This window comes from Rhodoferax sp. GW821-FHT09E07, from assembly GCF_059416145.1.
Map to the genome: position 1 here is coordinate 189067 of NZ_JBWKOP010000006.1, position 26296 is coordinate 215362.

A 26296-nucleotide genomic window follows, 5' to 3' on the forward strand; every position below is an offset into this window, starting at 1 on the left:
GGCTATTTCCTTCCGGTTTCAAAAACCCGCTGCAACACGCAGAACACGAATAACAGCGCGCCAATCACGATGCGCGTCCACCAGGAGCTCAGCGAGCCGTCGAACATGATCAACGTCTGGATGACACCCAGGGTAAGTACGCCAAACAGTGTTCCCACCACGTAGCCCACACCGCCGCTGAGCAGGGTGCCGCCAATGACCACGGCCGCGATGGCATCAAGTTCCAACCCCACGGCATGCAGTCCGTAGCCCGACAGCATGTAGAAGGTGAACACAACACCGCCCAGTGCGGCGCAGAAGCCGCTCAGCGCGTAGACCGCCACGTTGGTACGCGCCACCGGCAGCCCCATGAGCACCGCGGAATGCTCCGACCCACCGATGGCATACACCGTACGGCCAAACTGCGTGCGGTGGGCCACAAACACGGCCACCGCCAGCACGGCCAGCGCCAGGAGGGCACTGATGGAGACCATGGGCCCCTCGGGCCACAAATGGATACGCGTCTGGGCCAGAACGGTGTAGTCGGGGTCGGTGATGCTGATGGAGTCGATGCTGATGAGGTAGCACAGGCCGCGCGCCAAAAACATGCCCGCCAGCGTGACGATGAAGGGCTGCAGGCGGAAGCGCTGGATCAGCCAGCCCATGAAAGCACCAAACAGCGCGCCCATGCACAGCACCAGCGGAATGGCTGCCCTCAGGTCCCAATGCAAGTGCTCCACCAGTTTGGCCAGCACGATGGTGCTCAGCGCCACGACAGAACCCACGGACAGGTCAATGCCACCAGACAAGATCACGAAGGTCATGCCCACGGCGACGATGACCAGAAAGGCGTTGTCAATCAGCAGGTTCAAAAACACCTGGGCCGAGAAAAACCCGTTGTAGGACACCGAGCCAAACACCGACATGGCCGCGAACAGCGACACGGTGGCCGCCAGGGGGACAAATTTGCTCTGCAGCTTCATGCGTGGCTCCCTGCGTTCGGACGTACAACCCAGCCGCGCACAGCGCGGCGAAACTCCGCAGACTGCATGAGCATGACCACAAACACCACGGCGGCCTTCACCACCAGATTGATTTCCGGCGGAACACCGATGGAATAGATGGTGGAGGTGAGCGTCTGGATGATGAGCGCACCAATCATGCTGCCTGCCAGGGTGAACCGTCCCCCGGTCAGCAGCGTGCCGCCCAGCGTCACGGCCAGAATGGCGTCCAGCTCCAACAAGTTGCCGGCGTTGTTGCCATCAGCGCTCTTGACGTTGGAACTGATGATGAGCCCCGCGATACCCGCAGTGAGCCCACAAAACGCGTAGACACAAACGCTGATGAGGCGCTCACGCACACCCGCCACACGGGCAGCTGCCGGGTTGATGCCAATGGCTTGGATGAACAAACCCAGCGCCGTGCGGGTGACGGCAATGTGCATCACGACATAGACAAAGCCGGCTACAAACAGCGCAAACGGTAGCCCCCACAAATAGCCGCTGCCAATGTAGAAGTACGGCGGATAGTAGACCGTGACGATTTGTCCATCGGTCAGCAGTTGGGCTACGCCACGTCCGGCCACCATAAGGATCAAGGTGGCAATGATGGGCTGCAGGCCAATTTTGGCCACCAGCACACCGTTCCACAGGCCGCAGGCCAAGGCCGTCAACAGCGCACACAGAATCGCCACCCACATGGGGAATCGGCTGATGTGCTGGGCCACACCATCGGTGATGACCAGCTTGCCGCCGACCATCAGCGCCGCTACCGCCGCGCTGATGGCAACCACCGCGCCCACCGAGATATCGATGCCGCGCGTAGCAATGACCAGCGTCATCCCCAGGGACACCAGCATCAGCGGGGCCGCACGGTTCAGGATGTCGATCACGCTGCCATACAGGTGGCCATCGCGCCACTGCAACATCCAGAAGCCGGGGTTCAGGCTGGCGTTGACGCTCAGGATCAGCACCAGGGTGACCAGCGGCCAAAGCAGGTGGTGCGCCTGCACGCGCTTCCACAGGGAAAGGTCTTTGCGCGTGCTCATGCTTGCCCCGCAATCATGGCGTAGACCGCCGCATCGGAGCTGCCCGCTGGTAGCTCGCCCACCTTGGCGCGGTCGCGCATGACCACAATGCGGTCAGACACACGCACCACCTCGTCCATCTCGGAGGAGATGAACAACACGGCCATCCCTTGTTTGGCCAACGCCAGTATCTCGTTCATGATTTCTTGTTTGGCGGCAATGTCGATGCCGCGCGTGGGTTCGTCCAATATCAGGAGACTGGGCTGCGTCGCCAGCCAACGGGCCAGCACCGCCTTTTGCTGGTTGCCGCCGGAGAGCTGGCCGATGGGGGTATCCACATCGGCGGTCTTGATGCCCAGCGCTTTCACATAGCCCTCGGCCATGGTGGTTTGCTGGATTCGGCTGATGGCAGGCCACAGCCCCTGGCGAGCTTGTAGCGCCAGCGCAATGTTCTCGCGCACCGACAATTCGGAAATGATGCCCTCGGCCTTGCGATCCTCCGGACACAGGCCCAGCCCCAGCTGGATGGCGGTGGCGGGAGAATCCATGCGCACGGTCTTGCCACCGAGGCTGATCTCGCCCGCATCGCTGCGGTCCAGGCCAAACAACAGGCGCGCCAGCTCGGTGCGACCCGAGCCCAGCAGGCCTCCAATGCCTACTACCTCGCCCCGGCGTATGCCCAGGTTCATGGACTTCACGTGGCCACGGCGGTTCAGCGCATGGGTCTGCAGCCATTCGGGTGCCGGTTCGCCCGTGTCGTCGGCAGCCGACGCCGCAGGTGCCACAGCCGCCAACTCGCGGCCCACCATCGCAGCAATCAGCGCGTTGTGGCCCAGCTCGGCCGCGGGGTACTCGCCCACCAGCTCGCCGTTGCGCAGCACGGTGATGCGGTCGCACAGCGCGTAGACCTGGTCCAGAAAGTGGGTCACAAACAGAATCGCCATGCCCTGGTCGCGCAACTGGCGTAGCACGCCATACAGGCGCTCCACCTCTTCATCGTCCAGGCTGGAGGTGGGTTCGTCCAGGATCAACACCTGGGCCGAGATGCTCAGACCGCGGGCAATGGCCACCATCTGCTGCACAGCCACCGAATAGCTGGAGAGCGTCTGCGTGACGTCAATGTCCAGGTTCAGGCGCGCCAGCAGGGCCTGGGCCTCGCGGTGCATACGGGCCCAGTCGATGGACCACAAACCTGCCGCCCCCTTGCGGGGATAGCGACCGGCAAAAATATTCTCTGCCACCGAGAGGTTGGGGCAGAGGTTGACCTCTTGGTACACAGTGCTGATGCCCAGGTGCTGGGCGTGCAGCGTGGAAGTGGCACGGATGGACTTGCCGCCCAGGCGCATATCGCCATGGTCAGCGGGGTAGACGCCGGTCAGCACTTTGATCAGGGTGGACTTGCCCGCCCCGTTTTGCCCCATCAGGGCATGCACTTCACCTGCGAAGAGACGCAGGTTGACGCCCGAAAGCGCCCGCACGGTGCCAAACTGCTTGGCCACGCCAGAGAGCTCCAACACCGGGGTGGCCTCTGCCGGGGCCTGTTGTGTGTATGTCATGGTGTTTTGTAAAAAAGGCCCGCAGCCAAAAGCCGCGGGCCAAACCTTAGTGACCGAAAAGCGAAACGGGGATCAGTACTGGCGGCTTGGGAACTCTTTGGCAGCAGTTTCCATGGGGTACACGCCGTCCTTGCCGATGATGCGGCGAGCCACGGTCTTGCCAGCAGCGAGGTCCTTGGCAGTTGCCATCACCAGGGGTCCGAGCAGAGGGCTGCATTCCACGGTGACGTTGAGCTTGCCAGCGATCATGGCTTCAAACGCGCCCTTCACACCGTCCACAGAAATCACCAGAATGTCCTTGGCGGGCTTGAGGCCGGCTTCTTCGATAGCCTGGATCGCACCGATGGCCATGTCATCGTTGTGTGCGTAGAGCACATTGATCTTCTTGCCCTCGGCCTTCAGGAAGGCTTCCATGACTTCCTTGCCCTTGGCACGGGTGAAGTCACCGGTCTGAGAACGGATGATCTTGATGTTGGGGTTGGCCTTGATGGCGTCTTCGAAGCCCTTCTTGCGGTCAACCGCTGGCGCGGAACCCACGGTACCTTGCAGTTCGACGACGTTGATGTCGCCCTTCATGGTCTTGGCTTTTTCAACCAGCCATTGACCGGCCATTTCGCCTTCTTTGACAAAGTCAAAGCCGATATGGGTTGCGTACAAGGACGTATCTTTGGAATCCACCGAACGGTCCATCAGGATCAAGGGGATCTTGGCATCCTTGATTTCCTTCAGCACGGTGTCCCAGCCGGATTCGACGACAGGCGTCAAAGCAATCACGTCCACCTTTTGGGCGATGAACGAGCGCAGGGCCTTGATCTGGTTTTCCTGCTTTTGCTGCGCGTCCGAGAACTTCAGCTCGATGCCGGCTGCGGCAGCCGCTGTCTTCATGGAGTTGGTGTTGGCGGTACGCCACTCACTCTCGGCACCAATCTGGCTGAAACCAACCACAATTTTCTTTTGTGCGAATGCGCTCATGGGGGCAGCCACGGCGAAGGATGCGGCCAACAGGGTGGCCATCAGGGTACGGCGATTGTTTGTCATGGGTGTCTCCTCTTTCTCTATCAATGAAAACGGGTATCGGGCGTTAGTGAGGCCGCCCGCGTTCAGCCTCTCGCTCCCTCTTCGGTTTAGACAACGATTTCAAGCTGCCAGTTACGTCAAGAAGTGAGGCGGATGATACGTATCAAAAATACACAGAACCAATAGAGTTTTAGGTATTACTCATACTGATATTCAAATTCAGGAAAACCCTAGGTACCGCGAAATCCCTAGTAAATCTGAATTTTTGATGAATTTCGCCGCAACAAATCTTCATCTCAATACATATTTAATTCGATATGTCAGACAGCCATTTTTTGATTTTTGTTTATGGCCAAACCACCGTAGGATGCCGCACGTTTTGGACCCCGCGACCGCTGCGTTCGCGCCCTTGAAAGTACCCATGTCTCCTGCCTCCCACACCATCCACTGGCTGCAACACGCCAACCAGCGCTTGGGGTTGCTACCGACCCTGGGCGGCAGTGTGGCCACCTGGCAGCGCACCGCAGAGCAGGGCGCGGTGGACCTGTGGCGCCCCTGGGATGGGGCCAGCAATGACCTTTACACCACCGCATCCTTCCCCCTGGTTCCCTGGTCCAATCGCATTGGGCACGGTGGCTTTGCACACAACGGCATCACCCACCCCATGGCCCCCAATCGCGTGGGCGAGCCTTATCCCATCCACGGAGATGGCTGGCTGCAGCCTTGGGTGATCCGCCAACGCGGCGTGGATACGCTGGAAATGGCGCTGGAGTCCGCACACTTCGGTGGTAGCCCCCACCACTACCGTGCGCTGCAACGCTTTGTGCTGCGCGAGGACGGCATGGACCAACTGCTGGAAGTGACCCACCTGGGCCCGGACAGCCTGCCTTACGGCCTGGGCCAGCACCCGGCGTTTTTGCGCACGCCAAGTGCGCGCTTGCAGGCGTCCGTACAAGGCGTGTGGCTCAGTGGGAACGACCCCATGCCCACGGCCCACACGACTGATTTCCCCCCCAGCTGGGACCCGCGCACCGGCATGGACGTGCGTGGCAGCCTGATCGACAACGCCTACTCCGGCTGGAGCGGCCAGGCCCATATCGATTGGCCCGAACACGGCCTGCGCCTGCACATGCGCGACCCCGCCGTGCTGGCCCGTGGCGCAAACGATGGCTTTTGCCTGCTGTACCGCCCAGCGCAAGGGCCCCACTTCTGTTTTGAGCCCGTGACCCACCCGATCGACGCGTTCCATATGGACGGCCAGCCGGGCCTGCAGGTGCTCAGCACCGGGCAGACACTGAGCCAGCGCGTGGAATGGCGTTTTGAAACGCTAGGCTAAACGCTATTGTTTTAGGAGCTGCCTGCGCAGAATCTACGGGGGCTAGCGGGCATTTAGACCGTCAAAGCAGGTGGACAGCACCAGCTCGATGATTTCGTCGTCAGAGTGCAGCTCACTCATCTTGAGGAACTCCAGCACCGGGTCACAGGCCCGCGCGTACAGCGTGTAGAGCACGGCAATAGCCGGCAATTTCGGGTTGATCACGCCTTGCGCCTGCGCCGCCTCGATCCAGGCACCCAGCCGGTCGCTCACATCCATCAGGCCATCCATGTAGGCGCGGTTGTCCATCAGGGTGGCACGCAGCGTGGAGTTCTGGCTGGGTAACGAAGGCATTTCGCCGCCGAGCTTCAGGCCCATGGTCCACCGCACCACGGCGCGCAGTTTGTCCAGAGGCGGCTGGTCTTCGGCCAAGGTGTCCAAAAAGGCCTGGGCCTGCCCCATGAGGTGGGCCATGGCCGCGGCGGCCAGGTCCTCCTTGCTGGGAAAGTGCTTGTACAGGCTGGCCTTGGCTATGCCTACCTGGGCCGCCACCTCGTCCACGGTCATCGCCTCAAAGCCTTTTTCGGCCAGCAGCTGGTTCACTGCACGGATGATGGCGTCTTCCCGCGCCTGCAGCATTTGCTGTTTGAAGGAAATTTTGACGGGGGCAGCGGTGTTCATGGCCCCATTCTATTCACGGCCGTCAAACCGTGGAGAGGTCGGTCAATTTGTGACTGCTCAGTTTTTGCTGTCCAACAGACGGGCCGCCGCTTGCGACAGCGCATTGGTCAGTCGGTCTATCACCTCGGAATTGAGGTTCCAGCAGTGCCAGTACAGGTTCACCGGCAGGGTCACCGTGGGCACCAGGTTGACCAGTTGCCCGCTGTCAATCAGGCCACGCACCAGCAGCTCTGGCACCACGCTGGCACCCCAGCCGGCCAGCACCGCGCGCACCATGCCCTCAGAGCTGGGCACAAAGCGCTGCCCCACGGAAACGCGGCGCAGGCTGAGCGCCCGACCCACGAATTCGGAGGGCAAATCGTCCTTGCGGTTGAACGCCACAAACGGAATGCTGCGGAAGTTATGCGGCGTCAGCCCCTGCGGACAATGGGCCTGCGCGTAGTCTTTGCTGACCACCGCCACATAGTGCATGGCCCCCAGCGGCAGCACCTTGCAGCCGCGCAGCGCCTGCTTGAGCGTGGTCACGCAGCCCAGCACCTGGCCTTCACGCAGCCATTCGTGGGTAAAGTCCTGGTCGTCGGTAATGATTTCCAGCGGCAGCCCAGCGTGTACCAGCGGGTCCAGCGCCGAGAGCGCCCAGGTGGCAATGCTGTCGGCGTTCACGGCAATCGAGATGCGTTCGTCCTCGCGCACCGCACCGGTGTTGGGGGCCAGCTCTTTGAGATCGCCCTCCAGGTCGGCGCGCAGCAGGCGCATCTGCATCGCGTGCTTGATAAGCAGGCGCCCGGCGCTGGTGGCCTTGACCGGGCGGCTGCGCACCAGCAGCACGGTGCCCACCTGGGCTTCCAGCGCGCGCAGACGCTGGGAAACGGCGGACTGGGTGATGGACAGGCGCACGGCGGCGCGCTCGAAGCCGCCCTCTTCCACAATGGCAGCCAGGCATTCCAGGGCATCGGTGTCAAAAGTTCGCATGGGCGAGATTATTAGCGCTCCTAATGTTTTCGCAAACACTTTCATTTCACTTTTAGAGTTACCTGCCTTGCACGACACTGGCAGGATGAAAATCATTGTTCTCGGCGCCGGCACCATCGGCATTTGCACCGCCTGGCATTTGCTGGAGCTGGGCCATGAAGTGACCGTGGTGGAGCGCCAGCCCGACGCCGCGATGGAAACCAGCTTTGCCAACGGCGCGCAAATTTCGGTGAGCTACTGCGAGCCCTGGGCCAACAAGGAAGCCCCGCTGAAAGCCCTGAAGTGGATGCTGAGCAAGGAAGCCCCGCTGCTGTTCCGCCCGCAAAACCCCTTTGGCGCCGGCCTGCACCAGTACACCTGGGGCCTGCAGTTCCTGGCCAATTGCAATGACACCGCGTTTGAGCGCAATGTGCAGCAACTCGTCGCACTGGGCGCCTACAGCCACGCAGCGCTGAAAGACGTCGTGGCCGCCACCGGCATCGAATACAACCGGCTGGAGCGCGGCATTGCCCACTACTACTGCGACCAGCAATCCTTTGACACTGCGGGCGACGCCGCCGCGCTGATGCGCAAGTACGGCGTGAACCGCCAGGTCATCAGCAAGGAAGAGCTGTTGAAGATCGAACCGGCGTTCACCTCGTTCAGCAGCAACATCGTGGGCGGCACCATCACGCCCAGCGATGAGTCGGGCGATTGCCGCGTGTTCACCCAGGAACTGGCCAAACTCTGCGCGGCGCGCGGCGCCGAGTTTCTGTACGAGCACAGCGTGGATTCGCTCAACGTCAGCCACGGCACTATCAAATCCATAGCTGTTCGCGCACTGTCCACAGGGGCCAGAGGCCGAAATACTCCTGGATCGCTGCACACGCTGCAGGCCGACCACATCGTGGTGGCCGCGGGCTCGTACACCGCGCCTCTGTTGCGTACCGTGGGTGTGAACCTGCCCATCTATCCCGGCAAGGGCTACAGCGCCACCTTCAAGATCCTGAAGCCCGAGCTGGCACCGTTGGTCTCCACCATCGACGACGCCAAGAAGATCGCCATCAGCCGCCTGGGCGACCAGCTGCGCGTGGCCGGCACCATCGAAGTGGGCGGCTTTGACCTGACCCTGGATTCGCCCGTGGCCCAGGCCCGCTGCAACATGCTGGCGCGCCGCATCGAGGAAGTGCTGCCCGGCGTCTGCGACACCCGCAGCGAGGCCGAAGGCGGCCAGCCTAACTACTGGACCGGCCTGCGCCCAGCCACCCCCACCAACATCCCCTACATCGGCCAAAGCCCGGTGCGCGGGCTCTGGGTCAACGCGGGACACGGCACGCTGGGCTGGACGCACGGTGCGGGCTCAGGCAAGGCGATCGCCGAGCTGATCCATGGAGACAAGCCGGAGATGAATTTCAGGTTCTACGGCATGTAAGCGCTGGGGCCGCAAAGGCCCCGCGGCCTAAGCCAGCCCCAGCAGGCGCACCGCGTTGCCCTTGAGGATGCCGGGCATGACCTCGGGCTTGAAGCCGGCCTCTTCAAAATCTTTCATCCAGCGCTCGGGCGTGATCAGCGGGTAGTCTGAGCCGAACAGCACGCGGTCTTTCAGTAGCGTGTTGGCGTACTGCACCAGCTGCTTGGGGAAGTACTTGGGGCTCCAGCCCGACAGGTCAATCCAGACATTGGGCTTGTGGGTGGCCACACTCAGCGCCTCGTCCTGCCAGGGGAAGCTGGGGTGGGCCATGACGATCTGCATGTCGGGAAAACTGATTGCCACGTCGTCCAGGTGCATGGGGTTGCTGTACTCCAGGCGCAGCCCGCCACCGCAGCGCATGCCGCTGCCGATGCCGCTGTGGCCCGTGTGGAAGATGGCCGGCAGCTTGTGCTCCGCAATCACCTCGTAGATCGGCCAGGCCATCTTGTCGTAGGGGTGGTAGCCCTGCACCGTGGGGTGGAACTTGAAGCCCTTGATACCGTGCTCTTCAATGAGGCGGCGCGCTTCACGCGCACCCATCTTCCCCTTGTGCGGGTCGATGCTGGCGAAGGCCATCATCATGTCGCTGTTGGCCTTGGCGGCCTCGGCAATCTCTTCGTTCGGAATGCGTCGGCGCCCCAGTTGGGACTCGCTGTCCACCGTGAACATCACCAACCCGATCTTGCGTTCGCGGTAGTAGTCCACCGTCTCCTGGATGGTCGGGCGGCGGCTGTTGCGAAAGTACTTGTCGGCCGCGCGGTCGTACTCTTCACCGTAGTTGTCGAACGGGTTCCAGCAGCTGACTTCTGCGTGGGTATGGATGTCGATAGCGATGAGATTCTGGTGGTCCATGGTGGTCTCCTGGCGGCGAATGCCGGACTGGCATCCAAGGGTAAGTCCTGATGAAAAGCGGCTGGCGACCGCTTGATTTAGTTATATTCAATAACCATAATCGATTCCAGAAAGAAACGCAACATGAGCAATCCAGACATTCACTTCGAGCGCCGCGGCGAGCAACAGGAAGTTGCCGTCATCCGTCTGACGCGCCCGGCCAAACGCAATGCGCTCAATGACGCCTTGATCCTGTCCCTGCGCGATCTGTTCGAAAACATGCCCGACGGTGTGCGCGCTGCCGTCATCGACGGCGAGGGAGAACACTTCTGCGCCGGTCTGGACCTGAGCGAACTCAAGGAGCGTGACGCAGGCCAGGGTCTGTACCACTCCCGCATGTGGCATGCCGCGCTGGAACGCGTGCAATACGGCCCCGTGCCCGTGATCGCTGCGCTGCGCGGCGCGGTGGTCGGTGGCGGCCTGGAACTGGCCAGCGCCTGCCATATCCGCGTGGCGGATACGTCTACCTTCTATGCCCTGCCCGAAGGTTCACGTGGCATCTTTGTAGGCGGTGGCGGCGCGGTGCGCATCCCGCGTCTGATCGGTGCCGCGCGCATGAGCGACATGATGCTGACCGGCCGCGTCTACAACGCTGAGGACGGCGAAAAAGTCGGCTTCGCCCAGTACCTCGTTCCGCAAGGCGCGGCTTTCGACAAAGCCATGGAGCTCGCCCTGCGCGTGGCGCAAAACGCCCCGCTCACCAACTACGCACTGATCCATGCCCTCCCCCGCATTGCCGAGCAGCCTGCCGACCAGGGCTTCCTGACCGAAGCCATGATGGCCGCCATTGCCCAAAGCGCACCGGAGGCTAAACAGCGCGTGCGCGCCTTCCTGGACGGCAAAGCCGCCAAGGTCAAGAAGGCCTGACTCAGCCACCGATCGCAGAACAAGACCATGAGTGAGACCTCCACCACCCCACCGCGCTACCGGCCTGTGCCCTTTGGCGTGACCCGCGTAGCGGTGCGCGACGGCGTACCCGGCACCCGCTACGTGCAGGCCGAGTTGCCGCTGGGCGCCTATGCCCGGCGCTTGAGCGACTTTCTGGTGCACTGGGCGGAAGCCGAACCGGAGCGCAGCTTCATGGCCCGCCGCGAACAGCTGGGCGAAGGCCGCACCGGTGACTGGCAGCACATCAGCTACGCCCAGACGCTGGATGCGGCACGCCGCATTGGCCAGGCGCTCCTGGATCGCCAACTGGACGCCGAGCGCCCGGTGGTGATCCTGAGCGAGAACACGCTGGAACATGCCCTGCTCTCGCTGGGCTGCATCTATGCTGGCATCCCCTACTGTCCAGTCTCTCCCGCTTACGCCACCGTGAGCCAGGACTATGACAAGCTGCGCCATGTGCTGGCCACGCTGACGCCGGGCCTGGTGTTCGCTGCCGACGGTGCGCGCTACGGTCGTGCCATCCAGGCTACGGTCGGGACGGAGATCGAAGTGGTGCTGGCCCAGGGTGCGATCGAAGGCCGCACCACCACCGCATTCGATGCGCTGCGCAGCACCGTGGCCACTGCCGCGGTGGACACCGCCATGCATGCGGTACGCCCCGACACCATTGCCAAATTCTTGTTCACATCGGGCTCCACCAAGATGCCCAAGCCGGTGATCAACACCCACCGCATGTGGTGCGCCAACCTGCAGCAGATCACCTTGTCCCTGCCCGTGTTGGCCGAAGCCCCCCCGGTCTTCGTGGACTGGCTTCCGTGGAACCATACCTTCGGCGGCAATCACAACGTGGGCCTCACGCTGCAGCACGGTGGCACGCTCTACATTGACGACGGCAAGCCCACTGCGGGCCTGATTGGAGAGACCCTGCGCAACCTGCGCGAGATCGCTCCCACGGTCTATTTCAATGTGCCCACAGGTTTCGAGATGATCGCCCAGGCCATGGAGAGCGACGAAGCACTGCGCAAGCAGTTGCTGTCCCGTGTACGCATGTTTTTCTACTCGGGCGCCGGCCTGGCCCAGCCGGTGTGGGACAGCCTGCACCAGATCGCACAAGCCGAGGTCGGTGAACGCATTGTCATGGCCACCGGTCTTGGCATGACCGAATCGGCCCCTTCGGCTATGTTCGTCAATAGCCCGAATGTAAAGGCCGGCGACATTGGCGTTCCGGTGCCGGGCATGACGCTCAAGCTGGTACAAGTGAACGGCAAAACCGAGGTACGTTACAAGGGCCCGAATGTCACACCGGGGTACTGGCGCTCTGAGCAGGCCACACGCGATGCCTTTGACGACGAAGGCTATCTCTGCACCGGCGACGCCGTGCAATGGATCGACCCCGAGGACGTCCACCGCGGCCTCAAGTTCGACGGCCGCATTGCCGAGGACTTCAAGCTGGCCACGGGAACCTTTGTCAGCGTGGGGCCCATGCGCGCCAAAGTCATCGTGACCGGCGCCCCCTATGTGCAGGACGTGGTGTTCACAGGCCTGAACATGAAGGAAGTCGGGGCGCTGATCTTCCCATCCCCAGCCTGCCGCGCGGTCAGTGGCCTGCCCGCGGATGCGCCATGGGATGCGGTGCTGGCCAGCGCCCCCGTGCGGGATCGCTTCCAGGCCATCCTCAACGAACTTGCCCGCCAGGCCACGGGCAGTGCCAACCGCATCGCGCGCGCGCTGCTGCTGACGGACCCGCCCTCCATAGACAAGGGCGAGGTGACCGACAAGGGCTCCATTAACCAGCGCGCCGTGCTCAAGCACCGTGATGCCCTGGTACAGGCCCTGCACAACGGCAGCGCGCCCCACATTCTTCAACCCCAGCCCTGAGGACACTCCCATGCACATCGAAGGACAAACCGCACTGGTGACGGGTGGCGCATCGGGCCTGGGCGAAGCCACCGCCCGCGAACTGGCGCGCCTGGGCGCCAAGGTGGCGGTGCTCGACGTGAACACGGCGTGGGCCGAGAAAGTTGCGGCAGAAATTGGCGGCATTGCCTGCACCTGCGACATCACCAACACCGACAGCGTGACCGCCGCACTGGCCAAGGCCGCAGCGGCACACGGCCCAGCGCGCATTCTGATGAACGTCGCCGGCATCGGCAGCGCCAAACGCATTGTTGGCAAGGACGGCAACCCTGCGCCGCTGGAAGATTTTGCACGCGTGGTCCACATCAACCTGATCGGCAGCTACAACATCAGCCGCCTCTTCGCCGCGCAGTGCGTGAAACTACCGACGCTGGAAGACGGTGCGCGCGGCGTGATGATGTTCACCGCCTCGGTGGCCGCCTTCGACGGGCAGGTCGGGCAGCAGGCCTACAGCGCGTCCAAAGGCGGCCTGGTCGGCATGACCTTGCCCATGGCGCGTGACCTGGCTCAGCACGGCATCCGCGTCTGCACCGTGGCGCCCGGCCTGTTTGCCACGCCGCTCATGAAGGAGTTGCCCGAGGCCGTTCAGCAGTCACTGGCCGCGTCCATCCCCTTTCCGCCGCGCTTGGGCAAGCCCGAGGAGTTCGCACAGTTGGCTTGCCACATCGTCACCAACGGTCACCTCAATGGTGAGGTGATCCGCCTCGATGGGGCTCTGCGCATGGCGCCACGCTAAGTCGCTCCAGCAAGCCCCAGACCAGAGCTTCACCCCGTACCCGATCGTTTTCACCCGCGTTGCACAACCCAAAACCAAGAGGAGACCCCCATGAAACTACGCTTAACCCTGTTGGCTGCGATGGCCGCACTGGCCTGCGGCTCTGCGCTGGCAGACATCAATATTGGCGTCAGCCTCTCGCTGACCGGCCCGGGCTCCGGGCTTGGCATTCCGGTGAACAACCAGTTCAAACTCTTTCCCAAGACCATCTCCGGCGAAAAGGTCAACCTGATCATCTTGGACGATGCCTCTGACCCGGGCAAGGGTGCGAACAATGCGCGGCGCTTTATCACCGATGACAAAGTCGACATGATCATCGGCTCGACCATCACGCCAGTGTCGGCTGCGATGATTGCGTTGGCTGCCGAAGCCAAAACCGTGCAGCTCGCAGCCTCACCCGTAGGCGGCCCGCCCGACCAGGAGCGCTGGTTGTTCCGTCTGCCGCAAGGCGCCGACGTGATCGCCCACCCGATCGTCGAACATATGAAGAAGACCGGCGTCAAAACCGTCGGATTCCTCGGCTACGCCGACGCCTACGGCGAGATTTGGCTCAGCGCCATGAAGCCCGCCCTGGAAAAAGCCGGCATCAAGCTGGTGTCGGTCGAGCGCTTTGCCCGCACGGACACCAGTGTGACGCCCCAAGCGCTCAAGCTGACCTCGGCCAACCCGGACGCGATCTTGGTGGTGGCCTCGGGATCGGGCGCCGCCATGCCGCAAATGGGCCTGGTTGACCGAGGCTACAAAGGCAAGGTCTACCAGACCCACGCCGCCGCCACGCCAGACCTGATGCGCATCGGCGGCAAGGACGTGGAAGGCGGCTATGTGTCCTCCGGCCCGGCCGTGGTGGCAGAGCAATTGCCCGACAACCACCCGTCCAAGAAAGCCTCGGTGGATTTCGTCACCAACTACGAGAAGGCCTACGGTGCGGGCAGCCGCAACCAGTTTGCCGCCCACGCCTACGACGCCGCCATCGTGTTGCAGAAGATCGTGCCCATGGCGCTGCAGAAGGCTAAGCCAGGCACGCCCGAATTCCGTGCCGCGCTGCGTGACGCCATGGAAACCATGGGTCGCACCGTGTTCTCGCACGGCGTGATGAACTGGAGCGCCACGGACCACTGGGGCTACACCAACGAAACTGCCGTGCTGTTGCAAGTCAAGGACGGCAAGTTCGTCGTTGTGCAATAAGCATTGGTTTACCCTGCCGCTGCCCGCGGCATGACAGTTCCGGTGCGGGCTTAGGCCTGCACCGGGCAGCCCCCATTTCTTTCACTGTCCGGACCTTCACCCATGGATTCGACTATCGCGAGCATTCTGCTGCTCGACGGCATCACCAACGGCGCCATCTATGCGCTGCTGGGCATCGCCACCGTGCTCGTGTTCGCTGTGACACGGGTGATCTTCATTGCGCAGGGTGAGTTCGTCGCCTATGGCGCCCTGACGCTGGCCATCCTGCAGACCGGGCGGGTGCCCGGCACGGTCTGGCTGCTGCTGCTGTTGGCCGGCGTGGCCGCGCTCATGGAGCTGTACACCTGCTGGCGCCACCACCATGACTTGGCGGCCGCAGGCAAGGCGGCCCTCAAAACCCTGGTCGTCCCGACCCTTGTTTCCCTGCTCACGGTCTGGGCTGCGCCGCACCAACTCCCCCTGCTGCTGCAGGCCCTGCTGTCCGTCGCGGTGGTCACGGCCTTCGGCCCCTTGATCTACCGCGTGGCCTACCAATCGCTGGAGTCGGCCACGCCGCTGGTACTGTTGATTGTTTCGGTGGGTGTGCACTTTGCCTTGACCGGCCTGGGCCTGCTGTTCTTCGGCGCCGAGGGTTTCCGCAATCCAGCGTTCTGGGACCTGCGCCTGAACCTCGGTCCCGTCACGCTATCGGGGCAGGCCCTGATCATCGGTGTGGTCTCGCTCGCGCTCATCGCACTGCTGTGGCTGTTTTTCGAGCGCTCCCTCTTCGGCAAGGCACTGCGGGCCACCGCTGTGAACCGCCTGGGTGCACGCCTCATGGGCATCTCCAGCCAGGCGGCCGGCCAACTCAGCTTCACCATGGCTGCGCTGATCGGCGCACTCTCGGGCCTGCTGATCGGCCCCACCACCACCATCTTCTACGACTCGGGCTTCATCATCGGCCTCAAAGGTTTTGTAGCCGCCGTCGTGGCGGGCCTGTCCAGCTACCCGGGTGCGCTGGTCGGCGCCATGTTCGTGGGTGTAATCGAATCGTTCGGCTCCTTCTGGGCCAGCGCCTTCAAGGAAGTCATCGTATTCACTGTCATCCTTCCTGTGCTCCTGGTGCGCTCACTCACCAGCACCCACGCTGACGAGGACCATTGACATGAAGTCACCGCGTACCCTGGGCTTCATGGCCCCCGCCCTGGCCATCCCGCTGCTGACCGTGCTGCCGCTGCCGGACTTCTGGTTCACCCAGCTCAACACCATCGGCCTGTACAGCCTGACCTGCCTGGGCCTGGTGCTGTTCACCGGAGTGAGCGGACTCACCTCATTCGGACAAGCTGCCTTTGTCGGCATCGGCGCATACACCACGGCTGTGCTGACCGTACAACTGGGCGTCTCTCCCTGGCTCACCCTGCCCATTGGCCTGGCACTGACGGCCGCATGCGCCCTACTGCTGGCCCTCATCACACTGCGCATGTCGGGCCACTACCTGCCCCTGGCCACCATTGCCTGGGGCCTGTCGCTCTACTACTTGATGGGCAACCTGGAGGCGCTGGGCAAATACGACGGCATCACCGGCATCAAGTCTCTGGCGCTGGGCGGCCTCGACTTTGGCGAGGGCCGTGGCTTTTTCGTACTGACCTGGTGCATCGTGCTGCTGGCGGCCGTGGGCGTGCTCAACCTGCTGGACTCGCGCGCTGGCCGTGCCATCCGCGCCCTGAAGAGTGGCGCGCAGATGGCGGAAGCCATGGGCGTCAACACCTTCCGCTACAAAGTCACGATATTCGTGCTGGCGGCGCTGCTGGCCGCACTGGCAGGCTGGCTGTTCGCGCACTTCCAGCGTTCGATCAGCCCCACGGCCTTCGGCCTGAAGATGGGCATCGAATACCTCTTCATGGCCGTGATTGGCGGTATTGGCCATGTCTGGGGGGCGTTGGTGGGTGCCGGCCTGATCAAGGTGCTGGATGACCAACTGCAGGTGCTGTTACCGCGCCTGATTGGCACCAGTGGCAGCTACGAGATCATTGTTTTCGGTGTGAGCCTGGTGCTGGTGCTCAAGTACCTGCCCGATGGCGCGTGGTCCTTGGTCGAGAAGAAGCTGCCGCGCCGCCAGCGCTCCAACGACTGGAGCGAAGCCACCCCCCTGCCGGAGCGCGCCAAGCCCGCCCCCGGCGAACTGCTGCTGAGCGTAGAGGCGATCCGCAAGGAATTCGGCGGGCTGGTGGCCGTCAATGACATCAACTTCCAGATCCATGCTGGCCAGATCGTCGGCTTGATCGGCCCGAACGGCGCCGGAAAATCCACCACCTTCAACTTGATCACCGGCGTGCTGGGCATGACGCGCGGCCACGTGGTGTTTGCGGGAGAAAAGCTGGACCGCTTGCCCACGCGCGAGATCGTGCGCCGCGGCATGGGCCGTACCTTCCAGCACGTGAAGATGATCCCCGACATGACCGTGCTGGAAAACGTGGCGCTGGGCGCCCACCTGCGCGGACGCAAGGGTGTGCTGAGTGCCATGGCACGGCTGAACCGCGAGGAGGAGCGGCAGCTCTTCCGGGAAGCACAGCGCCAGCTGGAGCGCATTGGCATGGGCGCGCACCTGCATGAGCAGGCTGGCAACCTGGCCATGGGCCTGCAGCGCCTGATGGAGATCGCCCGCGCCCTGTGCAGTGACCCGACCCTGCTGCTGCTGGACGAGCCGGCCGCCGGCCTGCGCCACAAAGAGAAGCAGGACCTGATCGCCGTGCTGCGGCAATTGCAGTCCGAGGGCATGAGCATCCTGCTCGTGGAACACGACATGGACTTGGTGATGGACGTCTGCGACCACTTGGTGGTGATGGAGTTCGGCACCTTGCTGACGCAGGGTCCACCCGCACACATCCAGCAGGACCCCAAGGTGCGTGCCGCCTACCTGGGCACGGAGCACTAACGATGACGAACATGCCTACCCCTTTGTTGCAGGTACAGAACCTGCGCTCCGGCTACGGCCGCGCCGAAGTGCTGCATGGCCTCAGTCTGCAGGCCGACAAGGGCCGTGTGATCACCGTGATCGGGCCCAACGGTGCTGGCAAGTCCACGCTGCTCAACACCCTGATGGGCATCTTGCCCGGCCAGGGCTCGGTCCACTTTGACGGCCAGGACATCGCCCGCCTGACGCTGGAGGAACGCGTCATGTGCGGCATCTCGCTGGTGCCCGAGAAACGCGAACTGTTCTCCAGCATGCCGGTCGAGGACAACCTCGTTCTCGGCGGCTTCCGACAGAAACGCCTGGGCAACGCCCGCTGGCGCGACAAACTTGACGAGGTCTACACCCTGTTTCCACGCCTGAAAGAGCGCCGCAGCCAGCTGGCCGGCACCCTCTCGGGCGGCGAACGGCAGATGCTGGCCGTCGGTCGCTCGCTGATGGCGGACCCCAAACTCCTGATGCTCGATGAGCCCAGCCTGGGCTTGGCCCCGTTGATCGTGCGCGAGATCTTCACCATCATCGAACAGTTGCGTCGCACCGGCGTGACCATCGTGCTGGTGGAGCAAAACGCCCGGGCGGCGCTGGCCGTGGCCGACCACGGCTACGTTCTGGAAATGGGTGAACTTGCGCTGCAGGGCCCGGCGGCCCAGTTGGCCGAGGACCCGCGCGTGATCGACACCTACTTGGGTGCCGCAAAACGCAAGGCCTGAGTTGGGCACAATCGCACACCCCAACCGCGGTGGTGACCCGAACCCATGAACATCCGAAAATCCCCTCCCGACAAAGCCATTGAACAGGTCGACACTCGGTTTCTGGACAGCTTGGTCGGCTATAACGCCCGGCGTGCGACGCTGGTCATCGTCGACGCCTTTCTGCGCAACATGGCGGTGTACGGCCTGAGGCCGGTCGATTTTTCTGTGCTCTCACTGATCGGCCACAACCCCGGCATCACCTCGCGGCAACTGTGCGCGACCCTGAACATCCAGCCGCCCAACCTGGTCGGCATGATCAACCAGTTGCAAAAGCGTTCGCTGATCGTGCGCCGGCCCCATCCGCGTGACGGCCGGGCCATGGGTTTGCACCTGACCCCCAGTGGAAGCACCCTCATGCAGCAGGCCGAAGTCACGGCATTCGAGCTGGAAGAAGAGGCCACGGCCCGCCTCAGTGCCGCAGAAAGGAAAACCCTCATGCAGCTGCTGCAAAAAATTTATCTGTGACGCTAGGCCTGGTGCGCCCGCACCAAACACTGCTGAAACGCCCGCGTCGCCCGGCTGGGCTGCGGTGACTTCCGTGTGATGGCGAAGAACTGGCACGCGTAGTGCAGCAAGTCGGGCCGTACCGCCTGCATGAGGCCGCGGCGCACAAAGCTCTCGGCGTAGTGGTCAGGCAGAAAGCCCAGAAACTGGCCCGACAGAATCAGCGTGGCGATCGACTCCTGGTCGAAACCCGTGGCGCGGCGCGGCAGGCGCATGCGCTGGCTCAGCTCCATATTGGGCGAGTGGTAGCCCAGCCCGGCAAATTCGTGTTTGGGCAGCGTGTCCCAGTTCAGGACACTGTGGTCCGCATTCCACAGCGCATGGCGCGTGCCGCAGTAGAGCAGCATGCCCTCGTCAAACAGCGGCGTGTACTCCAGCACGTCCGAACTGCGGTGGCCAGGAATGACGCCCACGTGGAACTGCCCGTCCAGCACGCCACGCTCAATAGCTGTCAGCGTGGCCACATGCAGATTCAGCCCCACGTCCGGTGCTTCTGCATGAAAGTGCGCGATGGCTTCAGCAATGTGGCTGGCCGGATTGCTGGCCGTCTTGTCGAACACCGCCACCTGGAGTTGCCCGCCCATGCGTTGATGAATTTCGTCCACACTGCTGCGAAACGCATCGGTAGCGGCCAGCAGCTGGCCGGTCTGGGCGTAGATTTTTTCGCCCTCGGGCGTGAGCGCAAAGCCCGCCCGGCCGCGCCGGCACAGGGTCAGTCCGAGTCGGGTTTCCAGATCTTTGATGTGGCGGCTAACGGTGGAAGTGCCTATATTGAGTTCCAGTTCGGCCGCGGCCATGCCCCCGCAATCGACCACCGCTTTGAACACGCGCAACAGGCGCAGGTCCATGTCGCTGATCTGGCCGAGAACCGCTTTGGCTTTAACTTTCATAAAGTAACAAGTGAATAGTGCTATTTGTGACTTTATAAGAGTAACAGAGCTACCCACAATGCAGCATCGCCTAATCCGGCTTTAACCCTTGGAGTTCCCCATGAAGCTCAATGACAGCACCACGCCCGCCACCGGTGAGGCCATCACCAGCGCATCCAAATTCCCCATGTCCCGCGAGTGGATGGAATCGCACTGGATGGCCTTTACCGGCAACCGTGATTTCAAGGCCAAGCCCCGCATGATGGTGGGCGCGCAGGGTGCCTATTTCACCGATTCCAACGGCAAGAAGATTTTTGACGGCCTGTCGGGCCTGTGGTGCGCAGGCTTGGGCCACGGCCGCCGCGAGATCACCGAGGCGGTGAGCAAGCAAATGGCGACCATGGACTACTCGCCCGCATTCCAGTTCGGCCACCCGCTGTCGTTTGAGCTGGCCAACAAGATTGTGGAGCTGACCCCCGAAGGCCTGGACTATGTGTTCTACACCGGCTCCGGCTCCGAGTCCGCCGACACCGCGCTCAAGATGGCCCGCGCTTACTGGCGCGCCAAAGGCATGGGCAGCAAGACCCGCCTGATCGGCCGCGAGAAGGGTTATCACGGCGTGAACTTCGGCGGCATCTCGGTGGGCGGCCTGCCGGCCAACCGCAAGACCTTCGGCCAGGGCATTGAGGCCGACCACCTGGCCCACACCCAACTGGCATCCAACGCCTTCAGCAAGGGCCTGCCCGAAAAAGGCGGCGACATGGCGGACGAGCTGTTGCGCCTGATCGCGCTGCACGACGCGTCCAACATCGCCGCCGTGATCGTAGAGCCCATGTCCGGCTCGGCCGGCATTGTGGTGCCGCCTGTGGGCTACCTGCAGCGCCTGCGCGAGATCTGCACCCAGAACAACATCCTGCTGATTTTTGACGAAGTCATCACCGGCTTTGGCCGCTTGGGCGCTTACACGGGCGCAGGTTACTTTGGCGTGGTGCCAGACATCCTGAACGCGGCCAAGCAGATCACCAACGGCGCCCAGCCCCTGGGCGTGACCGTGGCCAAGAAGGAGATTTACGACACCTTCATGGCACAGGGCGGCCCGGACTACATGCTGGAATTCCCCCACGGCTACACCTACTCCGCGCACCCCGTGGCCTGCGCGGCCGGCATTGCGGCGCTGGACCTGCTGGTCAAGGAAAACATGATTGAGCGGGTGAACGCGTTGGCCCCCTACTTCGAGAAAGCCGTGCACAGCCTGCGCGGCACCAAGCACATCACCGACATTCGCAACCTGGGCCTGTCGGCAGGCTTTACCCTGGCCGCCGTGCCCGGCGAGCCCGCCAAGCGCCCCTACGAGGTGGCCATGCGCTGCTTGGACAAGGGCTTTTACGTGCGCTATGCCGGCGACTGCATTGCACTGGCGCCGCCCTTCATCACCACCGAGGCAGAAATCGACAGCCTGGTCAACGCCTTGGGCGAGGCCATCAACGAAACCGCCTGAGCACGTCTTTGACGCTGCGAATCACTATTGTTTTCATAGCTACTAGCGCACATTCCATGCGGGCTAGCAGCCCATTTTTCTTATAAAGCACCCTATGTCCTCACTCCCCACCGTCGGCCACCTGATCGGCGGCAAGATCATCACCACCGGCGAACGCGCGCAAGACGTCTTCAACCCCGCCACCGGCCGTGCCGAGAAGCGTGTGCTGCTAGCCCCTAAGGCCACCGTGGAAGAAGCTATTGCCAATGCGCAGGCCGCCTTCCCCGCCTGGCGCAACACGCCGCCCCTCAAGCGCGCGCGCGTCATGAGCAATCTCAAGGTCTTGCTGGAAAAGCACGCCGACGAACTCTGTGCACTCATCACCGCCGAACACGGCAAGGTGCTCAGCGACGCGCTGGGCGAGCTGCAACGCGGCATCGAAAACGTGGAATACGCCAGCTACGCGCCCGAGCTGCTCAAAGGCGAGCACAGCAAGAATGTCGGCCCGGCCATCGACTCGTGGAGCGAGTTCCAGGCCTTGGGCGTAACCGCTGGCATCACCCCCTTCAACTTCCCCGCCATGGTGCCGCTGTGGATGTGGCCCATGGCCGTGGCCTGTGGCAACACCTTTGTGCTCAAGCCCTCGGAGCGCGACCCCAGCTCCACGCTGCGCGTGGCCGAACTGGCACTGGAAGCCGGCCTGCCGCCCGGTGTGCTCAACGTGGTCAACGGTGACAAGGAAGCCGTGGACACGCTGTTGCGCGACCCGCGCGTGAAGGCCGTGAGCTTTGTGGGCTCGACGCCGATCGCCGAATACATCTATTCGGAAGGCTGCAAGCACGGCAAGCGCGTGCAGGCTCTGGGCGGCGCCAAGAACCACGCTGTGGTCATGCCGGATGCTGACGTGGCCAATGCGGTCTCTGCCCTCATGGGCGCAGCCTATGGCTCCTGCGGTGAACGCTGCATGGCGATTCCTCTGGTGGTCGCCGTGGGCGACGCCACGGCCGACGCCGTGATTGCCGGCCTGAAGACCGAAATCGCAAAAATGAAGGTGGGCCCCGGTACATCCCCCGGTATGGACATGGGCCCGCTGGTCACCAAACCGCACTTCGAGAAGGTGAAGGGTTATGTGGACCAGGGCGTGAAGGAGGGCGCCACACTGGTCGTGGATGGCCGCGGCCTCACAGTGGCCGGCCATGAAGACGGCTACTACCTGGGCCCCTGCCTGTTTGACAACGTCAAGCCCGGCATGGTGATCTACCAGGAAGAAATCTTTGGCCCGGTGCTGGGCGTGGTGCGCGTGAAGACGCTGCAGGAAGCGATGGACCTCATTGACGCCCACGAATACGGCAACGGTACTTGCATCTTCACGCGGGATGGCGAGGCCGCGCGTTACTTCACAGACAACATCCTGGTCGGCATGGTGGGCGTGAACGTGCCCCTACCCGTGCCCGTGGCCTACCACTCGTTCGGCGGCTGGAAGCGCAGCCTGTTTGGCGATCTGCACGCCTACGGCCCCGACGCCGTGCGCTTCTACACCAAGCGCAAGACCATCACGCAGCGCTGGCCCAGCGCCGGGGTGCGCGAAGGGGCGGTGTTCAGCTTCCCCAGCAGCCGCTAGTCTTAAATGCAAAAGGGCTTGTCGATCGATGACAAGCCCTTTTTTTCGACGCACCCGAAGGTGCCCCGGTGAATTAGCGGAACCGACGACGAGCGATGGCTCCCATCAATCCCAGCCCCACCAAAAGCAGGGCTGCGGGGTTTCTGTCGGGTGCGGCAATGGTGAGTAAATCCTGACCTGCTGCATGAACCGCCCAGGTGGAAGTGGCTGTGACTGCGATGACGATCAGTGACTTGAACTTCATAAAACCCCCAGTGGTAATTGAATGACGTTCCTAGTATTAACCCTATGCTGCATTGCAGCAATAGTCCGTTTGGATCCAATATGTATTCGTGGGTTACACAGCAAAAAACAAAAAAGGCTTGCGGAGCACGCAAGCCTTTTTTGGGATCAGAAACTGTGATTAAACAGCTTGCTTCTTTGAACGACGACGCGCGATGGTGCCCACCAACCCCAGACCGGCCAACAGCATGGCGTAAGACTCGGGTTCTGGGACGGGGGTGACGGTGCCGTTCAATGTGCCGATGGAAACCAGACCATACAGGCCAGGCGGGTTGGCCTTGGTAGTACCGGTGATTTTCAGAACATAAGAGGTTCCGCCAGTCAATGTGTAGCCTGCATTACGCGCATCATTGAATGCGCCGACCAGGCTGCCATTTACCAAGGTTCCAGTCACTGCAGGGCCACCGCTCAAAATTTCAAAATTCAGAGCGCTGAACTGCGCAGCCAGACCCGAAACCGACAGTGCCAAGCGATTGGTCGTGACGGGCGTCAGGGTGAAATATTCAGTAAAGCTGGAGTTGGCAACGGTTTGAAAACTCAGGGCGTTGGCTGCCTGTCCAGCGACCAGAGCTGCTGCTACCAGCGAGAGTTGGGCAATCTTTTTCATCTCAAACTCCTTCTTGGACAGCGACAGCTGCTTTGCGGCGACGAGCGATAGTTCCCATCAGCCCCAAACCTGCCAGCAACAGGGCATAAGTTTCAGGCTCTGGTACCGGCGCCAAAGTGACGGAATAGGTCGCGTCCGTCGCCGAACCCTTCAGATTCACCCAGTATTTGGTGCCCGCGGTCAGACCACTAAAAGTCGTGGCGAGCGAAAAGGCACCTGTATTTGCATCGGAAGGCACCGTGAAAGAGGGAGAGAAACTGCCCCAGACCGGAGTGGCACCAACGCCAAAGCGATATTGCAGTGCCAAATCGCCCAACAGATCCACACCGACAAAACTACCCAAACCTGCCGTACCGGAGCCTAGGGTAAAGCTATAAACGTCGTCAAACGAACCCGAGACATGGACGTCAGCAACGCCAACGACGCCTGTAACCGTACCAAAATTAACGGACATAGCTCCCGCTGAGCCCACCGCTACAGCAATCGCAAAGGCGACTGCGGTCTTTTTCATGACAGATGTCAGCATAGAAACTCCAAAAATTGTGTGACGGGTTCAGTATTAACCCTGTATTGCATTGCAGCAATAGTTCAATCGGACTAGTCGGGCAAGGTTTTTGGCTTCTTATGACAATTGCTTACATGAATCCTCCCAAAAACACCCGCCTGTCGCTCTTGGACCTCGTTGCCGTGCGCGAAGGTGGCACCGTCGGCGAGGCTCTGCAGATTGCCTTGCGCACCGCGCAACATGCCGAAAAACTGGGCTTCAGCCGCTACTGGCTGGCTGAACACCACAACATGCCGGGCATTGCCAGCTCCGCCACGGCGGTGCTGGTCGGCCATATTGCCGGCGGCACCGAACGCATTCGCGTGGGCTCGGGCGGCATCATGCTGCCCAACCATGCGCCGCTGGTGGTGGCCGAGGCCTTTGGCACGTTGGCCGAGCTGTATCCGGGTCGCATCGACCTGGGCCTGGGCCGCGCGCCTGGCACCGACCCTGCCACCATGCGCGCCCTGCGCCGCAGCAAGGTGGAGAGCGAGGAAGACTTTCCGCGTGATGTGATGGAGCTGCAAACCCTGTTGGGCCCGCTGCAGCCAGGGCAAAAGCTGGTAGCCATGCCCGGTGCGGACACCCATGTGCCGATCTGGCTGCTCGGTTCCAGCCTGTATTCGGCGCAGCTGGCCGCACACATGGGCCTGCCCTATGCGTTTGCCTCGCACTTTGCGCCCCGCTTCTTGCACCAGGCGGTGGACCTTTACCGCAGCCTGTTCAAGCCCTCGGCCACGCTGGCCAAGCCCTATGTGATGGTGGGCGTGCCCCTGGTGGCCGCCCCCACGGACGAGGAAGCCGAGCTGCTGGCCAGCAGCATTTACCAGCGTGTGCTGGGTATCTTGACCGGGCAACGCAAGGCCTTGCCGGCCCCGGTGCCCAACTTTCTGGCCCAGTGCCCGGCCGACGCGCGTGCCGCGATTGGCGATTTTCTGGGCGAAGCCGTGATTGGCGGCCCATCCACGGTGCAAAAGGGCCTGACCGCAATGGCCCAAGCCACGCAAGCCGACGAGCTGATGCTGGTCTGCGACGTATTTGACCCCGCGCTGCGCCTGCGCTCACTGGACATTGCAGCGCAGTCCATCCAGGACGCCCAGGCCGACGCCGCTAGGGGCGCCGTGCAGGCAGGGGGATAAATTCGGTTTCGCCAGGCACGGTGGGAAAGCGCTGGGCCTCCCAGTCGTCCTGCGCCTGCAGGATGCGCTCCTTGCGACTGGAGACAAAATTCCACACCATGTGGCGGTGGCCCAGCGGAGCACCACCCAACACCATCACCCGCGTGGTCTCGCGGGCGCACAGGGTGGGTGTGCTGCCGGCCTCCAGCACCAGCATTTCACCGGGCTCGAGCAGCTCGCCATCCACCTCCAGCGGGCCGTCCACGCTGTACATGCCGCGTTCTTGCGCCGAATCGGGGATGGTGATCAGAGCGCCTGCTTCCAGTTCCAGCGCCAAATACAGCGTGGGGGACAAGGTAGCCACAGGCGAAGTCGCGCCAAACGCCGACCCGATGAGCACACGCACCGTGGCACCCGGCAATTGCACTGCGGGAATCGCACTGGCCGGGGTGTGGGCGAACGACGGCGCATCTTCTTCATGCTCGGCTGGCAGCGCAGACCAGAGCTGAAAGCCATGGCTGCGGCGGGTGACGCTGCGCAGGTCGTCCGGCGTACGCTCGGAGTGCACGATGCCGCGGCCCGCCGTCATCCAGTTGATGGCACCGGGCTCGATGCGCTGCACCACGCCCGTGGAGTCGCGGTGCATCATCGCGCCCTCCAGCAAATAGGTCACCGTGGCCAGGCCAATGTGGGGGTGGGGGCGCACATCGTGGTTGTCGCCAGGATGCGCGGTGACCGGGCCAAAGTGGTCAAAAAAGACAAAGGGGCCGATGGCCTGGCGCTGCATGGCGGGCAGCACGCGCCGCACCGTGAAGCCGCCGCCCAGATCGTGGGCGCGGGGGGTAATGCGTTCGGGCATAAAAATCCTTGGTTGCGCAGCGCACGCGCCGCCAGCACATCGTAGCAAGTCTGCTCTGCTA

The 26296-nt window shown here is 62.7% G+C and carries 24 protein-coding genes and 1 pseudogene; 13 read left to right on the top strand and 12 right to left on the bottom strand.

Going from position 1 to position 26296, the window contains the following annotated elements; genetic code table 11:
• Nucleotides 1-2 precede the first annotated feature (2 nt).
• The 4 genes from yjfF to AC07OE_RS13405 all read right to left on the bottom strand — a co-directional run bounded on the left by yjfF (nt 3) and on the right by AC07OE_RS13405 (nt 4599).
• The gene (yjfF, locus tag AC07OE_RS13390) at nt 3-962 is read right to left on the bottom strand and encodes a galactofuranose ABC transporter, permease protein YjfF (protein ID WP_495071061.1); all 960 of its coding nucleotides are present in this window, start codon (nt 960-962) and stop codon (nt 3-5) included.
• Nucleotides 959-2026, bottom strand: coding sequence for an ABC transporter permease (locus tag AC07OE_RS13395; protein WP_495071062.1), 1068 nt, complete (start codon nt 2024-2026; stop codon nt 959-961). The genes yjfF and AC07OE_RS13395 overlap by 4 nt, the downstream gene beginning before the upstream one ends.
• Complete coding sequence (locus AC07OE_RS13400; RefSeq protein WP_495071063.1) at nt 2023-3561, bottom strand: sugar ABC transporter ATP-binding protein; 1539 nt, start codon at nt 3559-3561, stop codon at nt 2023-2025. The genes AC07OE_RS13395 and AC07OE_RS13400 overlap by 4 nt, the downstream gene beginning before the upstream one ends.
• Nucleotides 3562-3633: 72 nt before the next feature.
• On the bottom strand, nt 3634-4599 hold the full coding sequence (locus AC07OE_RS13405) for an ABC transporter substrate-binding protein (protein ID WP_495071064.1): 966 nt from the start codon (nt 4597-4599) through the stop codon (nt 3634-3636).
• Between the two features lie 400 nt (nt 4600-4999).
• Here AC07OE_RS13405 and AC07OE_RS13410 point away from each other — a divergent pair, with 400 nt between their 5' ends.
• Complete coding sequence (locus AC07OE_RS13410) at nt 5000-5914, top strand: aldose 1-epimerase (RefSeq protein ID WP_495071065.1); 915 nt, start codon at nt 5000-5002, stop codon at nt 5912-5914.
• 42 nt (nt 5915-5956) lie between these two features.
• Here the strand turns inward: AC07OE_RS13410 and AC07OE_RS13415 are convergent, their stop codons facing one another.
• Nucleotides 5957-6574, bottom strand: a complete 618-nt coding sequence (locus AC07OE_RS13415) for a TetR/AcrR family transcriptional regulator (RefSeq protein WP_495071066.1) — start codon at nt 6572-6574, stop codon at nt 5957-5959.
• 57 nt (nt 6575-6631) lie between these two features.
• The gene (locus AC07OE_RS13420) at nt 6632-7546 is read right to left on the bottom strand and encodes a LysR family transcriptional regulator ArgP (RefSeq protein WP_495071067.1); all 915 of its coding nucleotides are present in this window, start codon (nt 7544-7546) and stop codon (nt 6632-6634) included.
• 85 nt (nt 7547-7631) lie between these two features.
• Here AC07OE_RS13420 and AC07OE_RS13425 point away from each other — a divergent pair, with 85 nt between their 5' ends.
• Entirely contained in the window at nt 7632-8957 is a 1326-nt protein-coding gene (locus AC07OE_RS13425; protein WP_495071068.1) for a D-amino acid dehydrogenase, read from the top strand.
• Between the two features lie 27 nt (nt 8958-8984).
• Here the strand turns inward: AC07OE_RS13425 and AC07OE_RS13430 are convergent, their stop codons facing one another.
• The gene (locus AC07OE_RS13430) at nt 8985-9848 is read right to left on the bottom strand and encodes an amidohydrolase family protein (protein WP_495071069.1); all 864 of its coding nucleotides are present in this window, start codon (nt 9846-9848) and stop codon (nt 8985-8987) included.
• Nucleotides 9849-9971: 123 nt separating this feature from the next.
• On the opposite strand from AC07OE_RS13430, the gene AC07OE_RS13435 reads away from it, so the two are divergent.
• The 8 genes from AC07OE_RS13435 (at nt 9972) to AC07OE_RS13470 (ending at nt 18819) form a co-directional block, all read left to right on the top strand.
• Nucleotides 9972-10754, top strand: a complete 783-nt coding sequence (locus tag AC07OE_RS13435) for a crotonase/enoyl-CoA hydratase family protein (RefSeq protein WP_495071070.1) — start codon at nt 9972-9974, stop codon at nt 10752-10754.
• A 27-nt stretch (nt 10755-10781) separates the two neighbouring features.
• The gene (locus AC07OE_RS13440) at nt 10782-12653 is read left to right on the top strand and encodes a feruloyl-CoA synthase (RefSeq protein WP_495071071.1); all 1872 of its coding nucleotides are present in this window, start codon (nt 10782-10784) and stop codon (nt 12651-12653) included.
• A gap of 10 nt (nt 12654-12663) precedes the next feature.
• A complete protein-coding gene (locus AC07OE_RS13445; RefSeq protein WP_495071072.1) occupies nt 12664-13428 on the top strand; it encodes an SDR family NAD(P)-dependent oxidoreductase in 765 nt (254 codons plus the stop codon).
• A 90-nt stretch (nt 13429-13518) separates the two neighbouring features.
• Nucleotides 13519-14652 carry an ABC transporter substrate-binding protein gene (locus AC07OE_RS13450; RefSeq protein ID WP_495071073.1) on the top strand — a complete coding sequence of 378 codons (1134 nt, stop codon included), beginning with the start codon at nt 13519-13521 and terminating at the stop codon, nt 14650-14652.
• Nucleotides 14653-14754: 102 nt separating this feature from the next.
• Nucleotides 14755-15795 (top strand): branched-chain amino acid ABC transporter permease, encoded by a 1041-nt coding sequence (locus AC07OE_RS13455; RefSeq protein WP_495071074.1) that lies wholly within the window; start codon nt 14755-14757, stop codon nt 15793-15795.
• A 1-nt stretch (nt 15796) separates the two neighbouring features.
• Nucleotides 15797-17566 carry a branched-chain amino acid ABC transporter ATP-binding protein/permease gene (locus tag AC07OE_RS13460; protein WP_495071075.1) on the top strand — a complete coding sequence of 590 codons (1770 nt, stop codon included), beginning with the start codon at nt 15797-15799 and terminating at the stop codon, nt 17564-17566.
• Nucleotides 17567-17577: 11 nt separating this feature from the next.
• On the top strand, nt 17578-18312 hold the full coding sequence (locus tag AC07OE_RS13465; protein ID WP_495071076.1) for an ABC transporter ATP-binding protein: 735 nt from the start codon (nt 17578-17580) through the stop codon (nt 18310-18312).
• A 45-nt stretch (nt 18313-18357) separates the two neighbouring features.
• On the top strand, nt 18358-18819 hold the full coding sequence (locus AC07OE_RS13470; RefSeq protein ID WP_495071077.1) for a MarR family winged helix-turn-helix transcriptional regulator: 462 nt from the start codon (nt 18358-18360) through the stop codon (nt 18817-18819).
• A 2-nt stretch (nt 18820-18821) separates the two neighbouring features.
• Here the strand turns inward: AC07OE_RS13470 and AC07OE_RS13475 are convergent, their stop codons facing one another.
• Nucleotides 18822-19748 carry a LysR family transcriptional regulator gene (locus AC07OE_RS13475; RefSeq protein WP_495071078.1) on the bottom strand — a complete coding sequence of 309 codons (927 nt, stop codon included), beginning with the start codon at nt 19746-19748 and terminating at the stop codon, nt 18822-18824.
• Between the two features lie 166 nt (nt 19749-19914).
• Here AC07OE_RS13475 and aptA point away from each other — a divergent pair, with 166 nt between their 5' ends.
• Nucleotides 19915-21225 carry an omega-aminotransferase AptA gene (gene aptA / locus AC07OE_RS13480; RefSeq protein ID WP_495071275.1) on the top strand — a complete coding sequence of 437 codons (1311 nt, stop codon included), beginning with the start codon at nt 19915-19917 and terminating at the stop codon, nt 21223-21225.
• Nucleotides 21226-21319: 94 nt separating this feature from the next.
• Complete coding sequence (locus tag AC07OE_RS13485; RefSeq protein WP_495071079.1) at nt 21320-22825, top strand: CoA-acylating methylmalonate-semialdehyde dehydrogenase; 1506 nt, start codon at nt 21320-21322, stop codon at nt 22823-22825.
• Nucleotides 22826-22898: 73 nt separating this feature from the next.
• Here AC07OE_RS13485 and AC07OE_RS13490 read toward each other — a convergent pair whose 3' ends face one another.
• The 3 genes and pseudogenes from AC07OE_RS13490 to AC07OE_RS13500 all read right to left on the bottom strand — a co-directional run bounded on the left by AC07OE_RS13490 (nt 22899) and on the right by AC07OE_RS13500 (nt 24240).
• Complete coding sequence (locus AC07OE_RS13490; RefSeq protein ID WP_495071080.1) at nt 22899-23069, bottom strand: hypothetical protein; 171 nt, start codon at nt 23067-23069, stop codon at nt 22899-22901.
• Nucleotides 23070-23228: 159 nt separating this feature from the next.
• A pseudogene (locus AC07OE_RS13495) lies at nt 23229-23699 on the bottom strand (FxDxF family PEP-CTERM protein); the annotation flags it as partial.
• Between the two features lie 16 nt (nt 23700-23715).
• Nucleotides 23716-24240, bottom strand: a complete 525-nt coding sequence (locus AC07OE_RS13500) for an FxDxF family PEP-CTERM protein (RefSeq protein WP_495071081.1) — start codon at nt 24238-24240, stop codon at nt 23716-23718.
• 113 nt (nt 24241-24353) lie between these two features.
• Between AC07OE_RS13500 and AC07OE_RS13505 the strand changes: the two genes are divergently transcribed.
• Nucleotides 24354-25397 (top strand): LLM class flavin-dependent oxidoreductase, encoded by a 1044-nt coding sequence (locus AC07OE_RS13505; RefSeq protein ID WP_495071082.1) that lies wholly within the window; start codon nt 24354-24356, stop codon nt 25395-25397.
• On the opposite strand, the gene AC07OE_RS13510 is transcribed toward AC07OE_RS13505, so the two are convergent.
• Nucleotides 25369-26235: a pirin family protein gene (locus AC07OE_RS13510; protein WP_495071083.1), complete on the bottom strand. Its 867-nt coding sequence runs from the start codon at nt 26233-26235 to the stop codon at nt 25369-25371. The two genes, AC07OE_RS13505 and AC07OE_RS13510, sit on opposite strands and share 29 nt — an antisense overlap.
• Nucleotides 26236-26296 lie beyond the last annotated feature (61 nt).